Origin of the sequence: Billgrantia campisalis, assembly GCF_022341425.1 — a bacterium.
Lineage (GTDB): Bacteria > Pseudomonadota > Gammaproteobacteria > Pseudomonadales > Halomonadaceae > Halomonas > Halomonas campisalis.
Genome location: NZ_JABFUC010000001.1, coordinates 129,680 through 149,379, shown reverse-complemented (window position 1 = coordinate 149,379; position 19,700 = coordinate 129,680). Strand labels below are relative to the sequence as shown.

Here is a 19,700-nt window from a genome sequence, read left to right as displayed (position 1 = left end):
GATAGTGGGTCCAAGCGTCGGGGTGCAGTTCAGTTTCCTGGCAGGGCCTGTCTCTCTTGGCGTACTCGAGCGGAACGACTTAATCGGCCGATGAGGGCGGGGTGACCGGTCGCGGCGCGGCCAGTCGTTCCTGCTGCCAGGCGAAATAGAGGAACAGAGCGCCCATCACCAGGTAGCCGAGCATGTAGTCTCCGGCGGCATGGAAGGCCAGCTCCGGTGCGTGCATCAGCCCGATGAAGGAGAAGCCGGCCGCCACGGCGGCGAAGACCGCGGCGCGGCGGAACTGGTGGTCGATCACCGAGACTGTCATGGCGCCGATCAGGATGGCGGTGAACATGGCGCCCTGGCCGAGCGAGACGATGGCCGGGGAGATATCCGAGACCACCTCGCCGGCGCCGCGATTGAAGCGGGTCATCACGTAGTTGGCGAAATAGGGCAGCATGGCCAGCGCGACGGCGGGGTAGTAGCGGCTGTCGTTGCTCTGGAAGGCGGTGGCGATCATCGACATGCCGACGAACACCAGGATCGGCGCCACCACCGAGACCGGGATGATGGCGGCCAGGGCGGCGATCAGCCCGAACATGGTGGCAATGGCATAGACGGCGCCGTTGAGGATGCTGTAGCCGCGCCCGGCGCCCATCCACTTGGCCCCGACGGTGGCGATGTACACCGTGGTGGGGAAGACGCCGCCGAACAGTGCGCCGATCATGGTGCCGGCACCGTCCACCGCCTGGCACTCGCGGACGTCGTACTTGTCACCGGCGGCCTCCATGGCCTCGACGTTGTTCATGGTTTCGATGGCATTGTACAGGGTGATCGGCAGCACCACGGTGAGTACCGCCAGCATGCCGGTAAGCAGCAGGCCAAGCCCCTCGAACCAGGCCAGGGTCGGCAGCAGCGGGTAGAAGCCCAGGTGGGTGAAAGCGTCGCTGAACTGACCATCTTCGGTGGCGCCGATCAGGTAGGCGAGGGTGGTGCCGATGACGATGGCGAACAGCGAGGTGGGAATGCGAAACGGCATTGCCACCCGGCCCACGAGGCCGACGATGATGATCGCCAGCACCAGCAGGCCGATGACCGGGATTTCCAGGGTCTTGAAGAGCATCTCGCCGGCGATGAAAGTCAGCGCCACACCGGCCACAGCCCCCAGCATCGCGGCCCGGGGCAGGTGGTGCTGGACCCAGCGGCCGATCAGGCTGATGGCGGCCTCGATGGCACCGCTGATGAAGCAGGCGGCCACCGCCACCTTCCAGGCCAGCTCGGCGTCGCCGGTGAGCTGCATGGCCGGCAGCAGCACGCCGAACAGGAAAACGAACATTACCGGAGTCGAGATCCCGTAGGAAAGCGCGGTGACGTCGGTGCGGTTTTCCCGGCGCGCGAGCCGCGCCGCGCTCCAGGCGTAGTAGAAGTTGCCCACCATGACGGCCACGGCCGCACCAGGGAGTACCTGGCCGAAGACGATGGACGCGGGAAAGCCCATGCCCAGCATGGTGATGGCGATGATCACGAAGTTGGCGATGTTGTTCTGGAACAGCGCGAAGAAGGCGTCGGTATCCTCCTTCTTGTACCAGGGGTAGTGCACGGGGGAGGTGTCGGGAGTTGCCGCCATGGTAAGCCTCTATGTTGTGTGGTTGTCGTCAAGGCAACCAGCAGTCTGGACCTGAGCTGACTGATCGGTCAAGTCTGGCGTTGCCCTGCGCGCACAGAGGCGCACCGCGCCCCCGGCGGCTGTAGTATCGAAAATCGAGCGGCATTCTACCCGAAACGACGATGCCCGGGCAGGGCCCGGGCATCGCGTCTGGCAAGGATGGCCGATCAGTTGACGGCGGCGATCGCCTTGGCCAGGTAGGGCAGGTTCTCGTGGGAGAAGCCGGCCACGTTGGCGCGGCCCGAGCGCACCATGTAGATGCCGAACTCGTCGCGCAGGCGGTCGACCTGCTCGGGTGTCAGGCCGGTGTAGGAGAACATGCCGCGCTGCTCGGCGACGCAGGCATACTTCTGGTCCAGGCCGTAGGGTTTGAGCGCCTCGACGAAGTCGCGACGCAGCGTATTGATGCGGTCGCGCATCTCGGTGAGCTCTTCCCGCCACACGGCGGCAAGCTCGGCGGAGTGCAGGATCTCGCTGACGATGGCGCCGCCGTGGGCCGGCGGGTTGGAGTAGTTCTCGCGGGCGACGATGGCGATCTGGGAGCGCACGTTCTCCATCTGCTCGGTGTCCTTGGCCACCATGATCAGACAGCCGGTCCGCTCGCAGTAGATGCCGAAGTTCTTCGAGCAGGAGCTGGTGATGATCACCTCGTCGAGGCTCTCGGCCATCAGGCGGACCCCGTAGGCGTCTTCGTCCAGGCCCTCGCCGAAGCCCTGGTAGGCGAAGTCGATCAGCGGCAGCAGGCCGCGCTCACGCACCACCTCGAGCACCTGTTGCCACTGCTCCCGGGAGAGGTCGAAGCCGGTGGGGTTGTGGCAGCAGGCGTGGAGCAGCACCACGTCACCTTCGGGGATCTGCTTCAGGGCCGCAAGCATACCGTCGAAGTCCAGCCGGTTGTCGGCGTCCACATAGGGGTACTTGTGCAGCGTCAGGCCGGCGGCCGGGAAGATGCCCAGATGGTTGGGCCAGGTCGGGTCGGAGACCCAGATGTCCTTGCCGGGCAGCTGGTGGGCGATGAAGTCGGCCGCCAGGCGCAGGGCGCCGGTGCCGCCGGGTGACTGGGTGGCGCTGGCACGCTTGGCGGTCAGGACCGGTGAGTCCTCGCCCAGCACCATGGGCAGTACTACCTCGCCGTAGGCCGGCGCCCCGTGGGAGCCGATGTAGGTCTTGGTGGTCTCGTTCTTGAGCAGCAGGGCCTCGGCTTCCTTGACGGCGCGCATCACCGGGGTGTTGCCCTGGGCGTCCTTGTAGACGCCGACGCCGAGATCGACCTTCTGGGGATTGGTGTCCTTCTTGAAGGCCTCGATCAGACCGAGGATGGCGTCCCCGGGAACCCGCTCAATGTGTTCGAACATGTAATTCCTAACCTCGTCGGTTCTGGCGGCAAGAATGAATACTCAAGCATCCCCCATGATGCCATTGCGCTCGCTGAACTGCCACTCGCCGGCCTTGCCACAGTACTTGCTACAGTGACAGGCGAACCGTCACGGGAGAGCACGCATGAGGGAGTCGAACGTATCACTGCCGCGATGGCTGAAGCTGGGGTTCACGCTCTGGATCGTGCTGTGGGCGCCGACCTTTGCGGTGATGCTGGGGGCCCAGAACTATTTCTGGCTGTGTAACCTGGCGAGCTTTCTGATCCTTGTCGGGCTGTGGTGGGAGCACCGGTTGCTGCTCTCCATGCAGCTGCTGGCCGTGCTGCTGGTGGGGACCCTGTGGGGGCTGGATGTGCTGGGCGCCTGGCTGACCGGGGTGCATCCCATCGGCGGTACCGAGTATATGTTCGACCCCGACCACCCGACGCTGGCCAAGGCGCTCTCGTTCTACCATCTGGTGCTGCCGCTGGTGGCCGGTTTCGCGGTATGGCGGCTTGGCTATGTGCGCCGTGCGCTGCTGTGGCAGACGGTGCTGACCTGGGTGGTGGTGCCGCTGACGTTCCTGTTCACCGCGACCGAGCGAAATATCAACTGGGTGCACGGCCCCTTCGGGTCGCCCCAGGACATGCTCCATCCGCTGGTCTATCTGGTAGGCCTGATGCTGGCATGGCCGGTGGTGCTCTATCTGCCCGTTCATGCCCTGATGCGGCTGCTGCAGCGTCGCGGTGTACTGCGCTGATCGATGCCGCTCGGGTCAGGCCACGACCCGGTTGCGGCCCTGATGCTTGGCGGCGTAGAGGCTGCGGTCGGCCCGCTCGATCAGCGTATCGCGCGGCTCGCCCAGGCGGTATTCGGCCAGGCCGATGCTAACGGTGATCTGCCCCGGTTCGATGCCGAAGTCGTGCGCTTCGATCCGCTGGCGTAGCCGTTCGGCAAGTGGCCGACAGCGCACCATGGGGGTCAGTGGCAGCACCACGGCGAACTCTTCGCCGCCCAGGCGGCCGACGGTGTCCTCCTCGCGCAGCACTTGCCGACACAGGGTGCCCAGTTCGGTCAGCACCTGATCGCCCTGCAGGTGGCCCCAGGTATCGTTGATCTGCTTGAAATGGTCGAGGTCGAGCAGCATGAACGATAAGGGAGTGCCGTGGCGGTTACACAGCGATACCTCTTCATTGAGCCGGTTGATCAGCTTGCGGCGGTTCGGCAGCCCGGTCAGGGGATCGGTGTCGGAGAGTTTGCGCAGGCGCGCTTCCTCGGCCATCTGCTCGGTGATGTCGATCATCAGTCCATGCCAGAGCACGCCGCTGTCGGCATCCTCAGGCTGGGCGCGCAGCGCGACCCAGCGACAGCGCCCACCGGGCAGCCGAAAGCGAAACTTGGTGGCGATCGGCAAGCGGTAGCGGGCGGAGCGTTCGATGGCGGCCATCAGGCGCGGAAAGTCCTCTTCGTCCAGACGGTCCAGCAGGTAGCGGGCGTCGTGGGCCAACTGGCGGCGGTCGACGCCAAGCAGGCTGGTGCCACTGCCGGCCAGGTAGGGGAAGTGCATGTGGCCGTTGTGGCCACGGTAGAACTGGAAGATGACGCCGGGCAGTCGCTCGGTAAAGTCGTGAAGGTGTGCCGACTCATCCAGACCCCCACCCGGCACGATATTGTTCTCAGGCATGCGGGTGTTCCTGTTGTGTTACTAAGCATGTGCCCGTGGTTCCGGGCTGATTATTCTGTTGGCTTCGCGTTCGGCGGCCTGGTTCGGTCGGGAAACTGCGCCGTTTCGGAGAGGCGAGCCTGGAGGAAGCAAACGATCAGCTTATGTTATGGCTAATGCAGTAATATACAATGTATCGAATCGTGAAATAGAGTGCCTTCGCTGTAAGAAATTGACCACAAAACCTGTAAGGCATGATCTGGGGCAAAAGCGGGATCAGCGAGGGGCGTCATAGCGGCCCGGGCGTCTCCGGGAGAAGACGATTTGCCACAGCTGCAGGTCGCGGGCCCGAAAGGCGCCGGCGCAGACCGACAGATAGTAGCGGAACATGCGTCGGGTGCGCTCGCTGTAGCGATTGGCGATCTCGTGCCAGTGGGTATCGACGTTGTGCAGCCAGGCCATCAGGGTGGTGTCGTAGTCGGCCCCGAAATTCTGCCAGTCTTCCATCAGCAGCACGCCTTCGCTGGCATCGGCGATCTGCTTGATCGAGGGCAGCATGCCGTTAGGGAAGATGTAGCGATTGATCCAGGGGTCGATGCTCACCTCTGTTCGGTTGGAGCCGATGGTGTGCAGCAGCAGAAGACCATCCTCGGCCAGCAGTGGCCTTATCGTTTCGAAGTAGGTGCGGTAGTTGCGATGCCCCACGTGCTCGAACATGCCGATCGAGACGATGCGATCGAACCGTCCTTCAAGCTCGCGGTAGTCCTTGAGCTCGATCGCCACCGGCAGGTTGGCGCAGCGTTTGCGTGCCAGCTCGGCCTGTTCCCGTGAAATGGTGATGCCGGTTACGCTGACGTTGTGGTGACGAGCGGCGTGCTCGGCGAAGCTGCCCCAGCCGCAGCCGATATCCAGCACGCGCATTCCCGGGCGTAGTTCGAGCTTGCGGCAGGCCAGCTCCAGCTTGGCCAGCTGTGCCTCGTGCAGGGTGCTGGCCGTCTTCCAGTAGCCACAGGAGTAGCAGAGAGTGGGGTCGAGCATGCGCTCGAAGAGGTCGTTGCCAAGGTCGTAGTGGGTTTCGCCCACGATATAGGCGCGGGCCTTGCTCTGCAGGTTGATCAGCCCCGCCTGGAGCCGGTACATCATGCGCTCCGAGGGGGTGTGGGCGCGCTCTCCCAGACCATGCAGCAGTAGGCGGCAGGTCATGTCATCCAGGCGTTCGCACTCCCACCAGCCGTCCATGTACGCTTCTCCGAGACCCAGGCTGCCCTGGCGAAGCACCCGAGAGCAGAAGTCGGGATGGTAGACCTGGGGGTCCCAGGGGGCGGGGCCGTTCAGGGTGACGCCGGAGCCTTCGAGGAGAGCGTCGAGTACCCTTCTTGCGCGGATGTTGGACAGGGCGATAGGGCCGATGCGTTGATCGCTGGTCATGGAAACCTCCCAGTCCATCAGTTTTTACTCATGTATCGCGCCGAGGCTGCGAATTTTGTTCCTAGTTAAGATGAGCATAGACCAGGCCACGGGCAACGCATGAGCGGGGCGGCTGATATACTGTGGCGCCAATCTCATCCCATCGCCGACTGGAGCTTGCATGGTGTCTCATGACTCGCCGCTGATCATTGCCCTCGACCATCCTTCCCTGGACGCGGCCCTGTGCCTGGCCGACGGCCTGGATCCGGCCCGTTGCCGGCTCAAGGTAGGCAAGGAGCTGTTCACCCGCAGCGGACCGGATGTGGTCGAGGCCCTCCATGGGCGCGGCTTCGAGGTGTTTCTCGACCTCAAGTTCCACGATATTCCCAACACCGTGGCGGGCGCGGTGCAGGCCGCTGCCGAGCAGGGGGTATGGATGGTCAATGTGCATGCCGGCGGCGGGCGGCGGATGATGGAGGCGGCCCGTGAGCGCCTGGAGCGTCATGCGCTGGCGACTCACCTGATCGCCGTGACGGTACTGACCAGCATGGAGGCAGCGGACCTCGCCGAGGTGGGGGTGACCGTGGACCCGGCCACTCAGGTCGAGCGACTGGCGCAGCTGGCCCTGGATAGCGGCATGGACGGCGTGGTGTGCTCGGCCCATGAAGCGTCGCGGCTGCGCGAGCTTTGCGGGGAGGCCTTTCTCAAGGTGACCCCGGGGATTCGCCCGAGCTTTGCCGCGGCCGGGGATCAGCGGCGCATCATGACCCCGCGCGAGGCGATGGACGCCGGCAGTACCCATCTGGTGGTGGGGCGCCCGGTGACCCAGGCCAAGGATCCCATGGCGGCGCTAGCTGCCATCGAGCAAGAGCTAGGGAAAAACCAAGCGGAATAATCACTCCCCCTCAATGCCGGTGATCGGCCGCGTCGTGCCCCAGCTGCGGCAGCGTGGGCACTGCCAGTGGAGCGGTTCGCCGGAAAAGCCGCAGCGCCTGCAGCGATGACGGGGCCTGGCCGCGAGCAGGGTATGGGTATGCTGCTTGAGCAGCCGGATACGGGTGTCCGGCTCGCCCTGTTCGAGTTGCTGGTGCTGGTAGAGGTCCAGCAGATAGTCCAGCGCCCCCAGGTTGGGCTCGCGGTCGAGCTGCTCGGTGACCAGGTCGATGGCCGCCGTGAGCCCCTCCCGCTTGCGGCGTACCTCGGCGAGTCGGATGATCAGGCTGGTGAAGGGCTCGCGATCCAGGAGCTGCTGCAGGCAGTCGGCCAGCCCCGCTTCGTCATCCAGCATCTCGTAGGCGTGCTGCAGCGGGGTCAGCAGGGTCGGCACGAAGTCCCTGTCCTGATCGGGGATGCGCATCAACAGGCGGATCGCCTCGCGGTAGTGGCCGGTATCCTGCTCCAGTTCGGCAAGCTGAAGGGTGGCGCGAACGCACTGCTTGTCGATGGAGAGCGCCTTGCGCAGGTGCTTGCGGGCCAGCCCCGGGCTTGCCGAGTGGCGCTCCTGCTGCGCCAGTTCGCACAGCCAGTGGGCCGCGGCCCGGCGAATATCCTCGTGCTGCCGAACCAGGGCCGGGTAGGCCACCTCGAAGGCCGCCTGCCACTCGCCTTCACGATCGAAGAGGTCCACCAGCAGGCGTTTGGCGGCCAGGCGTGTCGGGTCATGGTGCGTTTCGTGGATGACCTGCTTGAGCAGCCGCTCGGCACGGTCGAGCAGGCCGAGATGCAGGAAGTCCCGCGACAGCTCGAGCTGGACCTGATCGCTTTGCGCGGAGGTCAGGGTGGGGCGGGCCAGGAGGTTCTGATGAATCTTGACCGCCCGGTCGGCTTCCCCGCGGGCGCGAAACAGGTTGCCCAGGGTGATATGGGTGTCGATGGTCTCGCTGTTGACCTCCAGTGCCGAGACGAAGGCTTCGATGGCGCGATCCGGCTGCTCGTTGAGCAGATAGTTCAGGCCGACGAAATAATCCCGCGACAGCGAAGTGGGCCGCGCGGGATGTCGAAGACTCTGTCGTTCGCGGCGGCCTAGCCACCAGCCGATGGCAACGGCTGCCGCCAACAGGGTCAGCAGCAGTGCATCGGGCATTTACGGCAGTTCCTTGAGCTCCTGAACGCGGAGTCGATCGAGCTCCTTGCGCTGCTGGCGATTCAAGCGCTGAGCGCGTGACAGCGTGGTGCGCAGCCTCAGCCATACACCGGTCATGGCCAGCATGCCCAGCACCACGCCGCTGGCCAGCGATGCCAGCAGCCACACGGAGAGCGAGATTGGCGGCAGCTCGACCCAGATCAGATTGAGGGGGACCGTGTGCTGATTATTGACGGCGAACAGGATGCCGACCAGCAGCACCCCCAGCAGTATGATGGCCAGGATCAGGCCTTTGAGCCAACGCATGTGTCTATCCCTTGTGAATGATGGAGTCGTTAGTAGCCGAGCGCTCGGCTGGCATTGACCTGCTCACGCAGCTCCTTACCGGGCTTGAAGTGTGGCACGAACTTGCCCTCCAGCGCGACAGGCTCGCCGGTCTTGGGGTTGCGGCCGACCCGGGGCTCCCGGTAGTGCAGTGAGAAGCTGCCGAAGCCGCGTATCTCCACTCGACCGCCTTCGGCAAGGGTATCGGTGATGTCGTCGAGAATGAGGCGAACCGAGGATTCGACCTCCTTGATCGAAAGCTCAGGCTGTCGCATTGCGATCTGCTCGATCAACTCGGATTTGGTCATCGGCTATCTCCAGGCGGTCCCCAGGTCCGGGTGGATATGGGCGGCATTCTTGTTCTGTCTTCAGCATACTGTTCAAATCGAGATAAAACAACGCACTACGACCATGGTCAAGCAGTGTGGGCAATGCGGGGCGGTATGCTGCCCCGCATCGATGGCTCCGGTATACTGGCGGTCCATTCACCCGGACACTCGAGGCCGACGTTGAGCGAAGCGACTAACCCGGATGCCGCTGCCCTGCGCAAGCGGCTCTACTGGCACTCCCGCCGCGGCATGTGGGAACTTGACCTGCTGCTGATTCCCTTTCTCGAGCACTGCTATGACGACCTTGACGACGTCGATCAGGCCGCTTATCGCGAGCTGATCAAGGAGGAGGATCAGGATCTGTTCGCCTGGCTGATGCGCCGGGAGGCGCCGACCGACGCGGCATTTTGCCGCATCGTGGAGCTGATTCAGGCCCATGCCGACAACCCCGATAACGATACCCGTCGTCCCGTCTAGGCTGGTCTGGTGGAGCCACGCCCTGCTGGGAGTAGCCGTGCTGGCCGTGCTGGCGCGCTACGGCTCTCCACAGTTGGCGCTGGTGGCAGCGGCATGGGTGGCGCTGATGCTGGGGTATCTGGCCTATCGTCCCCTGCGTGGGGAGCTGCAGCTGGTCCCCGAGCAGGAAGGAAAGGGGCGCTGGTTCTGGCGCGCCTGGCCGGAGGGTGAGTGCCGCGAGGTGGTGCTGCACTGTCGCTACCTGGGGCCCTGGCTGATCGCCCTGCAGCTGGGAGGCGAGGGGCGCACCCTGTGGCTGTGGCCGGACAGCAGCCGCCGCGAGGCGCTGCATCGGCTGCGGCGCTGGCTGGTGCAGCATAGCTGAGTAAGGGGGGCTCTAGGCTTCGTCGGGAAGGTTGGAAAGATGGATCCGCGAGGGTTTTGGGGCAGTCTTGCCGTCGTCATGCCGCGGGCAGTCTGGGTTGTAGTGCAGTCCGCGTGATTCCCGGCGGTGGCGGGCGCTGGCCACGGTAAGCCTGGCCAGCCGCAGGGCGTGCCACAGGCTGGCCAGGGCGACGCTGGGCCTGGCTTGCTGAACCATCGGCGCCACCTCGCTCGCCAGCTGCTCGAGCGCGTCTGCCGCCTGCTCGAGGCCGCTATCCCGGCGCACGATCGCGACCCTCGCGCTCATGATGTCGCGCATCCCCAGTCGCCACGCGCGGAGTCGTTCCCTGTCCACGCTGCTTGCCCCGGGCTGCCAGGGAGAGAGCGGGGCCTGGGCCGGTTCACGGCGCTCGGCGAGCCGCCCGGCGCAGCTGCGGGCGAATACCAGGCATTCGAGCAGCGAGTTGCTGGCCATGCGGTTGGCGCCGTGGAGCCCGGTGCAGGCCACTTCGCCAACGGCGTGGAGATGGGGCACGCTCGAAGCGCCATCGAGGTCGGTGGCCACGCCGCCGCAGCTGTAGTGGGCGGCGGGGACCACGGGAATGGGCTGCGCCACGATATCCAGCCCGCGACTGGCGCAGTGGGCGTGAATGGTCGGGAAGTGATGGCGGATGGCCGCGTCGCCCAGGTGGCGGATGTCCAGGTAGACATGATCGCACTCGGTGCGCTGCATCTCGGCATCGATGGCGCGCGCGACGATATCGCGCGGGGCAAGCTCGGCACGGGGGTCCAGCGCCGGCATGAAGCGCTCACCTCGGGCATTGAGCAACCTGCCTCCCTCGCCGCGCACCGCTTCGCTGATCAGGAAAGGCGGGCCTTCCGGGTCGTAGAGGCAGGTGGGGTGAAACTGCTGGAACTCCAGGTTCATCAGTGCCGCACCCAGCTCGGCGGCCATCAACATGCCTTCGCCGCTGGCCGGCTGGGGGCTGGTGGTATGGCGATAGAGTCCGCTGGCGCCGCCGGTGGCCAGTACGGTATCGCTGGCCAGCAGCTCGACGGGCCGGGCGTCGGCATCCAGGCAGCGAGCGCCGCGGCACTGGCCGAGGGCGTCGCCGATCAGGCCGATGGCGGTGAGGTCGTCACGCAGCGTAATGGCCGGATGCGCCTGGGCATGAATCATCAGGGTATCGAGCACGGCGCGGCCGGTGGCGTCCTCGGCGTGAATGATGCGCCGGGCGCCGTGGCCGCCTTCTCGTGTCAGGTGATAGGGGTAGCCGGCATCGGGGCTGGGGTCGCGGGTGAAGGGAACGCCCAGCGACAGCAGCCACTCGATCGCGGCAGGGCCCTGCTCGACGGTGAAGCGCACGGCTCGCTCGTCGCATAGGCCGTCACCGGCCACCAGGGTGTCTGCCACGTGGGCATCGAAATCATCCTGGGGGGAGAGTACGGCGGCGATACCGCCCTGTGCCCAGCGACTGGCCCCCTGGTCATCGCTGGCGGGGCGTACCAGGGTGACGCGGCGCGACTCTGCGGCATGCAGGGCCAGGGTCAGCCCGGCCACGCCGCCGCCGATCACCAGAACATCGTGTTCGCTTCGCAGCATGCGGGTTCTCGCTGGAGCACGTTGCATCAGCCCCGCCGCGTGGCAGACCGGGCGAGCCGGTGGAGATCAGTCTGGCGAGGCGCCTGGTGCCCGGAGCCGGGCTCGAACCGGCACGGTGTTGCCACCGAGAGATTTTAAGTCTCTTGCGTCTACCAATTTCGCCATCCGGGCGGCACGGTGTCGAGCGGGGAGCTGAAGGGAATAGTGGAGGCTGGAGTCGGAATCGAACCGGCGTACACGGAGTTGCAGTCCGCTGCATAACCACTCTGCCATCCAGCCTCAAGGAGTCGTAGGTCAGACTCGATGCAAGTCTTGGAGCGGGAAAGGAGATTCGATCGGACCGGCGCACCGGCTCGCGACCCTCGCTGTCACGCATCTGACTCTGCAAGTCTGGAGCGGGAAAGGAGATTCGAACTCCCGACCCTCGCCTTGGCAAGGCGATGCTCTACCACTGAGCTATTCCCGCTCGACTCGAGAGCGAATTATACGGATGCATGCGCGGCTGTCAAATGCTTGTTGTTCACCGGCTTACATCGACCGACTCAGGTGCGGCCAGGCGGCGCGGAGATAAAGCGCCATGGACCAGAAGGTAAGGATCGCCGCCACGTAGAGTGTCGCCACGCCCACCATGGCCAGCGGGGTGCCGGGGGCGAAGGCCAGCAGTAGCAGAATGGCGACCATCTGCAGGGTGGTCTTGACCTTGCCCAGCCAGGACACGGCGACGCTGCCACGCTTGCCCATTTCGGCCATCCACTCACGCAGGGCGGAGATCACGATCTCGCGGCCGATGATCACCAGCGCCGGCAGCGTCAGCCAGGCGCTGTCGAAGCGCTCGATCAGCAGTGCCAGGGCGACGGCGACCATCAGCTTGTCGGCCACCGGGTCGAGGAAGGCGCCGAAGGGCGTGGCCTGGTCCCAGCGTCTTGCCAGGTAGCCGTCCAGCCAGTCGGTCATCGCTGCCAGCGCAAACAGGGCGGCCGCCACGGGCATGCTCCAGGTATAGGGGAGGTAGACGAACACCACCAGCAGCGGGATGAAGGCGATTCTGGCCAGCGTCAGGATGTTGGGGATGTTCATTATGGGCGGGGTCCTTACCGGAAGTCTGGGATGCCGTAACGGGCACTATTCTATCTGCAGGTGACGGCATCATCCATGCAGGGCGCGATGAATTGCCTCGGCGAGCGTGGCGCTGATGCCCGGCACACGGGCGAGCTCCTCGCGGCTGGCCTGTTTTACCCCCTGCAGACCGCCGAAGAAGCGCAGCAGTTCGCGGCGTCGCTTGGGGCCCACGCCGGCAACCCCCTCCAGGGTCGAGCTGCGGCGTGCCTTGTCACGCCGGGTTCGGTGGCCGGTGATGGCAAACCGGTGGGCCTCGTCGCGCAGGTGTTGAATCAGGTGCAGCGCCGGCGACGTGGCGTCCAGATCGAGCTGTCGGTCGACGGTTTCCAGGAAGAGGGTCTCCAGCCCGGCCTTGCGGGTGGCACCCTTGGCGACACCCAGCAGCAGAATGTCGGGCAGCTCGAGTCCCGCGAGGATGTCCCTGGCCAGGTTAAGCTGCCCCTTGCCGCCGTCCACCAGCAGGATGTCGGGCACATGGCCCTCGCCCTCGGCCAGGCGTCGAAACCGGCGTTCCAGGGCCTGGCGCATGGCGGCGTAGTCATCGCCGGCGGCCACCCCCTCGATATTGAAGCGCCGATAGTCGGATTTGCGCGGCCCCTCGTGGTCGAAGACCACGCAGGATGCCACGGTGGCTTCGCCATGGCTGTGGCTGATGTCGAAGCACTCCAGTCGGTTGGGGGCTTCGGGCAGGTTCAGGGCGGTGCGCAGCGCCTCGAAGCGTCGTGTCAGCTGGGTCTGGCTGGCCAGCTGGCCGGCAAGCTGCTGTTCGGCGTTGGTACGGGCCAGCTCGAGCCACTGGCTGCGATGACCGCGAACGCGGTGGGTCAAGCGGATGCGGCGTTCCGCGCGGGTGCTCAGGGCGCTCTCCAGGATATCGCTGTCGGGAAGCGCCAGGTTGGTGATGACTTCCTGGGGGATCACGCGGCCCTGGCCCAGGTAGTACTGGCTGATGAAGTCGCCGAGCAGCGCTTCCGGGCCCAGGTCGAGTCCGTTCTCCGGGGCATGGTGCCGGGCTCCCAGCAGTCGTCCCTGGCGCACGGCGAGCACGGAAATGCACAGCGCACCTGGCCGGCTGGCCAGGGCGAAGATGTCGGCATCGCCGCCTTCGGTGTCGACGAACTGGCGCTGCTGCAGCTGGCGCAGGTGCTGGATCTGGTCGCGCAGGCGCGCGGCATCCTCGAAGGCAAGGTCGCGGCTGGCGGCCTCCATGGCCTCGGTCAACTCGCGGGTCACCTGCTCGCTGCGGCCTTCCAGACACATGACGGCATGCTCCAGGTCGCGGCGGTAGTCGGCTTCGCTGATGTAGCCGACGCAGGGGGCGCTGCAGCGCTGAATCTGGTACTGCAGGCAGGGGCGTGTGCGGTGGGCGAAGACGCTATCCTCGCAGTTACGGATACGAAAGATCTTCTGCATCAGCGAGAGGCTCTCGCGCACGGCGCCGCTGCTGGGGTAGGGCCCCAGATAGCGCCCGTCGTCATGCCGTTTCCTGGCTCGCTTGTACTCCAGCGCCGGGTAGGGGTGACGGTCGGAGACGAAGACGAAGGGGTAGGACTTGTCGTCGCGCAGCAGGATGTTGTAGGCCGGACGCAGTTCCTTGATCAGCGTCTGCTCGAGCAGCAGCGCCTCGATCTCGCTACGGGTGACCGTGACCTGGATGTCGGCAATGCGGGCGACCATGGCCTGGGTCTTGGCATTCAGGGTGCCGCGGAAGTAGCTGGCCAGGCGAGCCTTCAGCCGCTTGGCCTTGCCCACATAGAGGGTCTCGCCCCGCGCATCGAGCATGCGGTAGATGCCAGGTGCCTGGGTGAGGTTGGCGAGGAACTGCCGGGAATCGAAGCTCATGGTGGGTCGGGTGGCGATCGGTAGGGCCCCAGGGTACCAGATCGAGCGCCTCAGTTGGCGGTGCTGAAGCCCTCCACCAGGCCGTGGCGCAGGCCGAGGTGGGTGAGCTCCACATCGGTCTGTACCCCCAGCTTCTCGAAGATCCGATACCGATAGGTGTTGACGGTCTTGGGGCTGAGGAACAGGCGATCGGAAATTTCCGCGACGCGCTGACAGTTGACGATCATCATGGCCACCTGCAGTTCACGCTGAGACAGCTGGTCGAAGGGATTTTCATCCGGTTCGAAGCGCGACAGCACCAAGCGCTGGGCGATGTCCGAGCCGATATAGCGCTGGCCGGCGAAGACACTGCGAATGGCATCGACCATGTCGGGAGGCTGAGTGTCCTTGCTGATGAAGCCGCTGGCCCCGGCTTCCAGCAGGCGCTGAGCAAAATTGTCTTCCATGAATCCGGTCAAGGCGAGAACGCGCACGTCGGGGCTGGTGCGGGTGATCTTGCGGGTCGCTTCCAGGCCACCGATGCCGGGCATACGCAGATCCATCAGCACCACGTCTGGATTCAGTGCGCGGCTCAGGGTGATGGCTTGCTCACCGCTGGCGGCCTCTCCGACCACCTCGATATCCTGTTCGCTGTCCAGCAGGCGGGCAAGGCTGGTGCGGACCAGTTGATGGTCGTCGACAATGAGAACCTTGATCAAGGCTGACGTTCCTCGGCGTTGCTGAAAGGATCCCACAGGGTGCTCCGTGGCCACTGTTCTGAAAACCCAGGCCAGACGGGGTGAGCCGGTGGCGCTTCAAAGTTCAAAGCTTGCCACACTCAGTCAACAAGGCAAATTGACCTGGGTAGATCTAGCGCCGTGCCCGGCGCGGGATGAGAAGTTTTTTCCTTCTGGTGTTGACGGCCCTGCGTCAGCTGGGTAGTATTCGCCTCGTTCTCGCAAGGCGAGTTCACGTGGGGCCTTAGCTCAGCTGGGAGAGCGCAACACTGGCAGTGTTGAGGTCAGCGGTTCGATCCCGCTAGGCTCCACCAACAAGACACATCGAATCAGCCGCTTAGCGCATCCCGCTAGGCGGCTTTTTCGTGCGTGCGGTACCATGGTGTGCGTGTTTAGGCAGTGCTGCTATGGGCGGCGTAGCGCCCCGAGTCCACCGCCCGACGTCGCCTATGGCGGCTATGGTGGGTCGTCGCTCAAGGCTACGGCTCGGCGGCAAGGTGGCTGGCGTGCCACTTGTCGAGTGCCTCGGGTGCCAGTGCCGGGCAGAGCTGGTCGCCCAGTACGCGGGCGGCGGGCAGAGTGGTCGCCAGGGCGGCGCTGGCGGCATCGTCAATGTCGGTGATGACCGGTTCGATACACAGCGAATCGAGCAGATGGCACAGCGCCTTGGCCAGGTTGCGCTCGCTGTCGTTGGCGGGGGAGGTGAGGCTTGCGCTGAGTCTGGCTTGATGAAAAGGGAGGCGAGCGAGCCACGCGAGGTCAATCGGCTGTGTGCCAAGGCCGCTCACCGCCAAGCGTACGCCCAGCTTCTCGATGCGCTTGAGCATGTGGATGGCATCGTCCAGGCGCTGTGTCACGGCGCCCTCCGGCACCTCCAGTGTCAGCCATTCCAGTGGCGCCGTTTCCTGGCTGCGCAGGAAGTGATCCAGCGGCCGGCGGTCAAAGGTATCGTGGGCCAGGTGGGATTCGCTCAGCGTAACCGAGACGGGTAGCTTTCCGCTTGGCAGGCCCTCCGCAATCCAGCGCTGCCGGTCGGCGATGATGCGTGAAATGGCCCAGCGGTCGAGGCGGACGCCGAGTCGCAGGCGGTTCATGATATCCAGAAAATCCGCCGGCATGCGCTTCCCCCGACGCGTTTGACGCCAGCGCAACACGGCCTTGAGGCCGACGCAGCGTCCGCTGGTCGTTGCCAGCTCCGGCTGGTAGTGAATGTCGAAATACTTCTCGGGCAGGTGGGCGGCTTCGCTCAGCTGGTTTTCCAGCCGATGTTTCTCCTTGAGCTGCGTGGTCAGGCGCTGATTGACGAAAGCCAGTCGACCGGGGCCCCGCTTGCGGGCCGTGTACATGGCGCTGCGTGCCCCGGTGATCAGCGACTCCTCGTCCTGGGCATCGCTGGGGAACAGCGCGATGCCGATCGAGGCAGTCAGCAGCAGACGCTGTCCGTTGGCGATAAACGGTGGCTCCAGGGCCTCCTGCAGGCGCTCCGCCACGGCCTGGGCGGCGTCGGCCGTGGCGTCCTTCTCGAGCAGAATGACGAATTGATCCCCACCCAGCCTGGCCAGGGTGTCCTTGCTGCGCAGCGAGCCATTCAAGCGTCGTGCCAGTTCGCCGAGCAGGCGGTCGCCTTCAAGGTGTCCGGCGGTATCGTTGATGGCCTTGAAGCGGTCGATGTCGATGAACAGCAGTGCCATGCCCTGATCGGCGCGCTCGGCCTGGGCCAGGGCATGGTTGAGTCGGTCGCGCAGGAGCAGCCAGTTGGGTAGCCCCGTCATGGTGTCGACGTGCACCCAGTGGCGTCCCCCGATCCGGCTGCCGTCCTGGGAGGCGAGGTTGATGAATGTGCGCAGGTAATGGCTTGGGCGCCCCTTGTCGTCGAGCAGGGCATCAACCGTCATCAGGATAGGCTGCGACTCGCCCTCCTGGTGGCGACACAGTACCTCCTGCTGCCAGGAGGGCGTTGCGGCGGAGGCGTTGGTGCGGTTGGTCGCAGCGGGCAAGTTGGCCGGTTCGTGCAGCGAGGCGAAGAAGTGTTCGATCGGCTGGCCACTGGCTGTGGCCGGTTCGCAGCCGGTTAGGCGGCAGAATGCCGGATTGGCCAGCACGATATGTCCCTTGGCATCGGTGATCACCATGCCGGTCTGCCCCTGCTCGAAGCCCTTCTGGACGAGCCGTGCGGGGTGCGTTGCCAGCGAGCTGACCCGTTCGTGCGGTGGGGGTGGGGAGTGTTCGTTCATCGCTCTCGGCATCAGGCCTTGTTGATCGTTTCCACCTTCGACAAGCTGTCCGATGGATTCACTTCAACTTATCGTCAGCGACAAATATGACTTTAGGGTGCTTTGCTTTTTTATTCTAATCCTGCCTCTTTTCGGGCGTTGAGCAGGTGGTGTTTTCCGGCATTTTCCAGGTGACAGGCAAGAGTTTACCCTCAAGGCCGCGTGTGTCCTGCCGATATAACCCCTAAAGCGCCATTGCCCAGGCTTCCGGGCGCCCTTGTGGCACGGCTTTGCTTGACTGGAGTGGGTCATTTGGCGCTTTCACTGTCGCGCTTGCCGCAGCGCCGAGAACATCGATCGCTACAACCGGTCGCCACGCAATCTGAGAGGGAGTGCATTGCGCATACCGTCCCCTATGGCATCCACGCTGCTCAACTCATCTATTCGACGGCTCTGCTCGCTGCAGGGCCGACTGTTGGTGGGGTTGGTCACTACCTGGCTGGCTATTGTGGGGCTGCTGTTGATGCTCGCCTGGTTGTTCGGCAAGGAGTTGGTTGAGGATGCCAGCGTAGCGCACCTTCGCTACGATGCGCAGCTGATCGCCGATGGGCTCACCGACAATGTGAATCGACGGCTGTCCTCTCTCGAGCGCTTGGCGTCGCTGTTGGAAGGGCGAGAGCCAGAGGAGCTGAAATCGCTGCTGGAAGACAATCAGGCGCTGCTGGAGTGGTTTGAAGGCATCATGGTGACCGGTCCCGATGGTCGCGTGCTGGCGGATTGGCCGATGGTAGAAGGGCGGGTGGGGCTGGAAACGGCGGGGACGGAATATTTTCGCATGGTGCGTCATTCGCCGTGGCCCTATGTCAGCCGCCCCTTCGTGGGGCGGGCCAGCGGAGAGCCGCTGGTGCTGATGCTGGTGCCACGAATCGGTGAGCGCGGCGAATTTCGCGGCGTGGTGGGAGGCATGGTCAACCTGGTCCAGGGAGGGCTTTTCCGACGCCTGGAGGCCGTCAGGCTCGGTGACGTGGGCTATGTATCGGTGTTCGCGGCGTCCGGGGAGCTGCTGTTTCATCCCCGTCGTGATCGAGAGCTGGTTGAGGCGGTGAACCAGCAGGACCTGGTGACGCTCGATCTTGCGCTAAGCGGCTGGCAGGGAGAGGCGGTCGCTCGCGGCGTCTACGGCGAGCCGGCGCTGGTCGCGTACCGGCAGGTGTGGCCGGCCGACTGGGTGGTGGGGGCTGTGCTCCCCAAGTCTCAGGTGTATGAGCCGCTGGGCAGTTTCCTGGCCAGGTTGTGGTGGGCCTGGCTGGGTGTCGCGGTGCTGTTGCTGGCCAGCATGTACTGGCTGGTCAAGAAGTTGCTGGCGCCGCTGCAGCGGCTCGAGCGCCAGATCGGCGAAGTGGTTGCCGGTGAGCGCCGCTACTTGGCGCTGTCGACCCATATGGATGAGCTGCAGCAGGTGGCCAACACCTTCAATCGCCTCGAGCATGAGCGTCACGCCGCGCTGGAGCATCTCAAGGACCGCCAGGCCTTCCTCGATGCCGTGCTGGGCTCCACCCCGCTTGGCATGTTCGTCGCCGATCTGCAGGGGCGACTGACCTACATGAACCCGGCGCTGCTGGAGCTACTGGGGCTTGGTCGGGTGAGCGGAGCCCGGGACTGGTGGGGGCGGATCCATTCCGCCGATCGTCAGGGAGCCGAGGACATGTGGCGACATACCCTGTCGACAGGCAGCGAGTTCGTCCGCCAGCTGCGCTTTGTCAACGGGCGTGACGAGACGCTGTGGCTGGAAGTGCATGCCAGCCAGGTGCGGGGCAGCGAACAGCCGCTGGGCTTTGTCGGTATGGTCAAGGACATCACCGAGAGTCGTCAGCAGGAGGCGCTACAGCGCTGGGAGGCGGAGCATGATCCCTTGACGGGGCTGCTCAATCGGCGCGGCTTCGAGCGGCGCCTGGAAGAGGCCCTGGCCGAGTATGCCAAGACCGGCACGCCTTCGGTGTTGATCCTCTTCGATCTCGACCATTTCAAGCCCATCAACGACGAGGGCGGGCATGCCCTGGGCGACGAGATGCTGCGGCGCATAGCCCAGGTGGTGGCCTGGGAGGTGCGTCGCAGCGACCATGTGGCGAGGCAGGGGGGAGATGAATTCGCGATTCTGCTGCCGAGCTGCACGCTGCGCCAGGCAACGAAGATTGCCGAAGCCCTGCGTCAGGCGGTTTCCGAGATCGGTGTCACCCATGGTGGCAGGGAGTATCGCGTTACCTTGAGTATCGGTGTGGCGTCCCTGCAGGAGGGGGACCTGTCGATCGAGACGGTGCTTGCCCGCGCCGATGCCGCTTGTTATCGAGCGAAGTCGGCGGGGCGTGACGAGGTGGTGGTCAGCGAGGGAGGTGAGGTCGACCATTCGCTCGATGAGTTCCTGTGAGGCGAAGCATCACGATGATAGGGCTTGCCCGTGGCGGTCAGCCCGTTGGGCGAGGGTCGGCGTCGGCAGGCAGTGGTAGTCGAGATGGGTTGGCGGTTGGCGAGGGGCAGCTGAAGCGCTGGCAGTATCCCGG

The 19,700-nt window shown here is 65.0% G+C and carries 17 protein-coding genes and 4 tRNA genes; 6 read left to right on the top strand and 15 right to left on the bottom strand.

Going from position 1 to position 19,700, the window contains the following annotated elements; genetic code table 11:
* Nucleotides 1–79 precede the first annotated feature (79 nt).
* Nucleotides 80–1,609, bottom strand: coding sequence for an NCS2 family permease (locus HOP52_RS00650; protein ID WP_238974920.1), 1,530 nt, complete (start codon nt 1,607–1,609; stop codon nt 80–82).
* 206 nt (nt 1,610–1,815) lie between these two features.
* A complete protein-coding gene (locus HOP52_RS00645) occupies nt 1,816–3,003 on the bottom strand; it encodes an amino acid aminotransferase (protein ID WP_238974918.1) in 1,188 nt (395 codons plus the stop codon).
* Between the two features lie 145 nt (nt 3,004–3,148).
* Here HOP52_RS00645 and HOP52_RS00640 point away from each other — a divergent pair, with 145 nt between their 5' ends.
* Entirely contained in the window at nt 3,149–3,763 is a 615-nt protein-coding gene (locus HOP52_RS00640) for a hypothetical protein (RefSeq protein WP_238974916.1), read from the top strand.
* Between the two features lie 15 nt (nt 3,764–3,778).
* Here the strand turns inward: HOP52_RS00640 and HOP52_RS00635 are convergent, their stop codons facing one another.
* Together HOP52_RS00635 and cfa are read right to left on the bottom strand one after the other, a co-directional pair.
* Nucleotides 3,779–4,687 (bottom strand): GGDEF domain-containing protein, encoded by a 909-nt coding sequence (locus tag HOP52_RS00635; RefSeq protein ID WP_238974914.1) that lies wholly within the window; start codon nt 4,685–4,687, stop codon nt 3,779–3,781.
* A 255-nt stretch (nt 4,688–4,942) separates the two neighbouring features.
* The gene (cfa, locus tag HOP52_RS00630) at nt 4,943–6,094 is read right to left on the bottom strand and encodes a cyclopropane fatty acyl phospholipid synthase (protein ID WP_238974911.1); all 1,152 of its coding nucleotides are present in this window, start codon (nt 6,092–6,094) and stop codon (nt 4,943–4,945) included.
* A 163-nt stretch (nt 6,095–6,257) separates the two neighbouring features.
* On the opposite strand from cfa, the gene pyrF reads away from it, so the two are divergent.
* Nucleotides 6,258–6,968, top strand: coding sequence for an orotidine-5'-phosphate decarboxylase (gene pyrF, locus HOP52_RS00625; protein ID WP_238975405.1), 711 nt, complete (start codon nt 6,258–6,260; stop codon nt 6,966–6,968).
* On the opposite strand, the gene lapB is transcribed toward pyrF, so the two are convergent.
* From lapB to HOP52_RS00610, 3 genes are read right to left on the bottom strand one after another with little or no spacing between them, the layout of a single operon-like run.
* Nucleotides 6,969–8,156 carry a lipopolysaccharide assembly protein LapB gene (lapB, locus tag HOP52_RS00620; protein ID WP_238974909.1) on the bottom strand — a complete coding sequence of 396 codons (1,188 nt, stop codon included), beginning with the start codon at nt 8,154–8,156 and terminating at the stop codon, nt 6,969–6,971.
* Complete coding sequence (locus tag HOP52_RS00615; protein ID WP_238974907.1) at nt 8,157–8,462, bottom strand: LapA family protein; 306 nt, start codon at nt 8,460–8,462, stop codon at nt 8,157–8,159.
* Between the two features lie 29 nt (nt 8,463–8,491).
* On the bottom strand, nt 8,492–8,788 hold the full coding sequence (locus tag HOP52_RS00610; protein WP_238974905.1) for an integration host factor subunit beta: 297 nt from the start codon (nt 8,786–8,788) through the stop codon (nt 8,492–8,494).
* Between the two features lie 201 nt (nt 8,789–8,989).
* Between HOP52_RS00610 and HOP52_RS00605 the strand changes: the two genes are divergently transcribed.
* Complete coding sequence (locus HOP52_RS00605) at nt 8,990–9,286, top strand: FAD assembly factor SdhE (RefSeq protein ID WP_238974903.1); 297 nt, start codon at nt 8,990–8,992, stop codon at nt 9,284–9,286.
* A complete protein-coding gene (locus HOP52_RS00600; protein ID WP_238974901.1) occupies nt 9,246–9,650 on the top strand; it encodes a protein YgfX in 405 nt (134 codons plus the stop codon). The genes HOP52_RS00605 and HOP52_RS00600 overlap by 41 nt, the downstream gene beginning before the upstream one ends.
* A gap of 12 nt (nt 9,651–9,662) precedes the next feature.
* On the opposite strand, the gene nadB is transcribed toward HOP52_RS00600, so the two are convergent.
* From nadB to uvrY, 7 genes are all read right to left on the bottom strand, one after another.
* Nucleotides 9,663–11,252: an L-aspartate oxidase gene (gene nadB / locus HOP52_RS00595; RefSeq protein WP_238974899.1), complete on the bottom strand. Its 1,590-nt coding sequence runs from the start codon at nt 11,250–11,252 to the stop codon at nt 9,663–9,665.
* A gap of 84 nt (nt 11,253–11,336) precedes the next feature.
* Nucleotides 11,337–11,423 (bottom strand) — tRNA-Leu (locus tag HOP52_RS00590).
* A 34-nt stretch (nt 11,424–11,457) separates the two neighbouring features.
* A tRNA-Cys gene (locus HOP52_RS00585) sits at nt 11,458–11,531 on the bottom strand.
* A gap of 112 nt (nt 11,532–11,643) precedes the next feature.
* Nucleotides 11,644–11,718, bottom strand: a tRNA-Gly gene (locus HOP52_RS00580).
* Nucleotides 11,719–11,780: 62 nt separating this feature from the next.
* Nucleotides 11,781–12,329, bottom strand: coding sequence for a CDP-diacylglycerol--glycerol-3-phosphate 3-phosphatidyltransferase (gene pgsA, locus HOP52_RS00575; RefSeq protein ID WP_238974897.1), 549 nt, complete (start codon nt 12,327–12,329; stop codon nt 11,781–11,783).
* Between the two features lie 69 nt (nt 12,330–12,398).
* A complete protein-coding gene (gene uvrC / locus HOP52_RS00570; protein WP_238974895.1) occupies nt 12,399–14,213 on the bottom strand; it encodes an excinuclease ABC subunit UvrC in 1,815 nt (604 codons plus the stop codon).
* Nucleotides 14,214–14,263: 50 nt separating this feature from the next.
* Entirely contained in the window at nt 14,264–14,911 is a 648-nt protein-coding gene (gene uvrY, locus HOP52_RS00565; RefSeq protein ID WP_238974893.1) for a UvrY/SirA/GacA family response regulator transcription factor, read from the bottom strand.
* Nucleotides 14,912–15,167: 256 nt separating this feature from the next.
* Here uvrY and HOP52_RS00560 point away from each other — a divergent pair.
* A tRNA-Ala gene (locus HOP52_RS00560) sits at nt 15,168–15,243 on the top strand.
* Nucleotides 15,244–15,408: 165 nt separating this feature from the next.
* On the opposite strand, the gene HOP52_RS00555 is transcribed toward HOP52_RS00560, so the two are convergent.
* On the bottom strand, nt 15,409–17,163 hold the full coding sequence (locus tag HOP52_RS00555; protein WP_238974892.1) for a diguanylate cyclase domain-containing protein: 1,755 nt from the start codon (nt 17,161–17,163) through the stop codon (nt 15,409–15,411).
* A 394-nt stretch (nt 17,164–17,557) separates the two neighbouring features.
* On the opposite strand from HOP52_RS00555, the gene HOP52_RS00550 reads away from it, so the two are divergent.
* On the top strand, nt 17,558–19,567 hold the full coding sequence (locus HOP52_RS00550) for a sensor domain-containing diguanylate cyclase (protein ID WP_238974888.1): 2,010 nt from the start codon (nt 17,558–17,560) through the stop codon (nt 19,565–19,567).
* Nucleotides 19,568–19,700 lie beyond the last annotated feature (133 nt).

What these genes read in the sequence shown, in the direction of transcription:
- HOP52_RS00650 (WP_238974920.1), bottom strand. Translation starts at nt 1,609, where the DNA reads ATGGCGGCAACTCCCGACACCTCCCCCGTGCACTACCCCTGGTACAAG.
- HOP52_RS00645 (WP_238974918.1), bottom strand. Translation starts at nt 3,003, where the DNA reads ATGTTCGAACACATTGAGCGGGTTCCCGGGGACGCCATCCTCGGTCTG.
- HOP52_RS00640 (WP_238974916.1), top strand. Translation starts at nt 3,149, where the DNA reads ATGAGGGAGTCGAACGTATCACTGCCGCGATGGCTGAAGCTGGGGTTC.
- HOP52_RS00635 (WP_238974914.1), bottom strand. Translation starts at nt 4,687, where the DNA reads ATGCCTGAGAACAATATCGTGCCGGGTGGGGGTCTGGATGAGTCGGCA.
- cfa (WP_238974911.1), bottom strand. Translation starts at nt 6,094, where the DNA reads ATGACCAGCGATCAACGCATCGGCCCTATCGCCCTGTCCAACATCCGC.
- lapB (WP_238974909.1), bottom strand. Translation starts at nt 8,156, where the DNA reads ATGCCCGATGCACTGCTGCTGACCCTGTTGGCGGCAGCCGTTGCCATC.
- HOP52_RS00615 (WP_238974907.1), bottom strand. Translation starts at nt 8,462, where the DNA reads ATGCGTTGGCTCAAAGGCCTGATCCTGGCCATCATACTGCTGGGGGTG.
- HOP52_RS00610 (WP_238974905.1), bottom strand. Translation starts at nt 8,788, where the DNA reads ATGACCAAATCCGAGTTGATCGAGCAGATCGCAATGCGACAGCCTGAG.
- HOP52_RS00600 (WP_238974901.1), top strand. Translation starts at nt 9,246, where the DNA reads ATGCCGACAACCCCGATAACGATACCCGTCGTCCCGTCTAGGCTGGTC.
- nadB (WP_238974899.1), bottom strand. Translation starts at nt 11,252, where the DNA reads ATGCTGCGAAGCGAACACGATGTTCTGGTGATCGGCGGCGGCGTGGCC.
- pgsA (WP_238974897.1), bottom strand. Translation starts at nt 12,329, where the DNA reads ATGAACATCCCCAACATCCTGACGCTGGCCAGAATCGCCTTCATCCCG.
- uvrC (WP_238974895.1), bottom strand. Translation starts at nt 14,213, where the DNA reads ATGAGCTTCGATTCCCGGCAGTTCCTCGCCAACCTCACCCAGGCACCT.
- HOP52_RS00555 (WP_238974892.1), bottom strand. Translation starts at nt 17,163, where the DNA reads ATGAACGAACACTCCCCACCCCCACCGCACGAACGGGTCAGCTCGCTG.
- HOP52_RS00550 (WP_238974888.1), top strand. Translation starts at nt 17,558, where the DNA reads ATGGCATCCACGCTGCTCAACTCATCTATTCGACGGCTCTGCTCGCTG.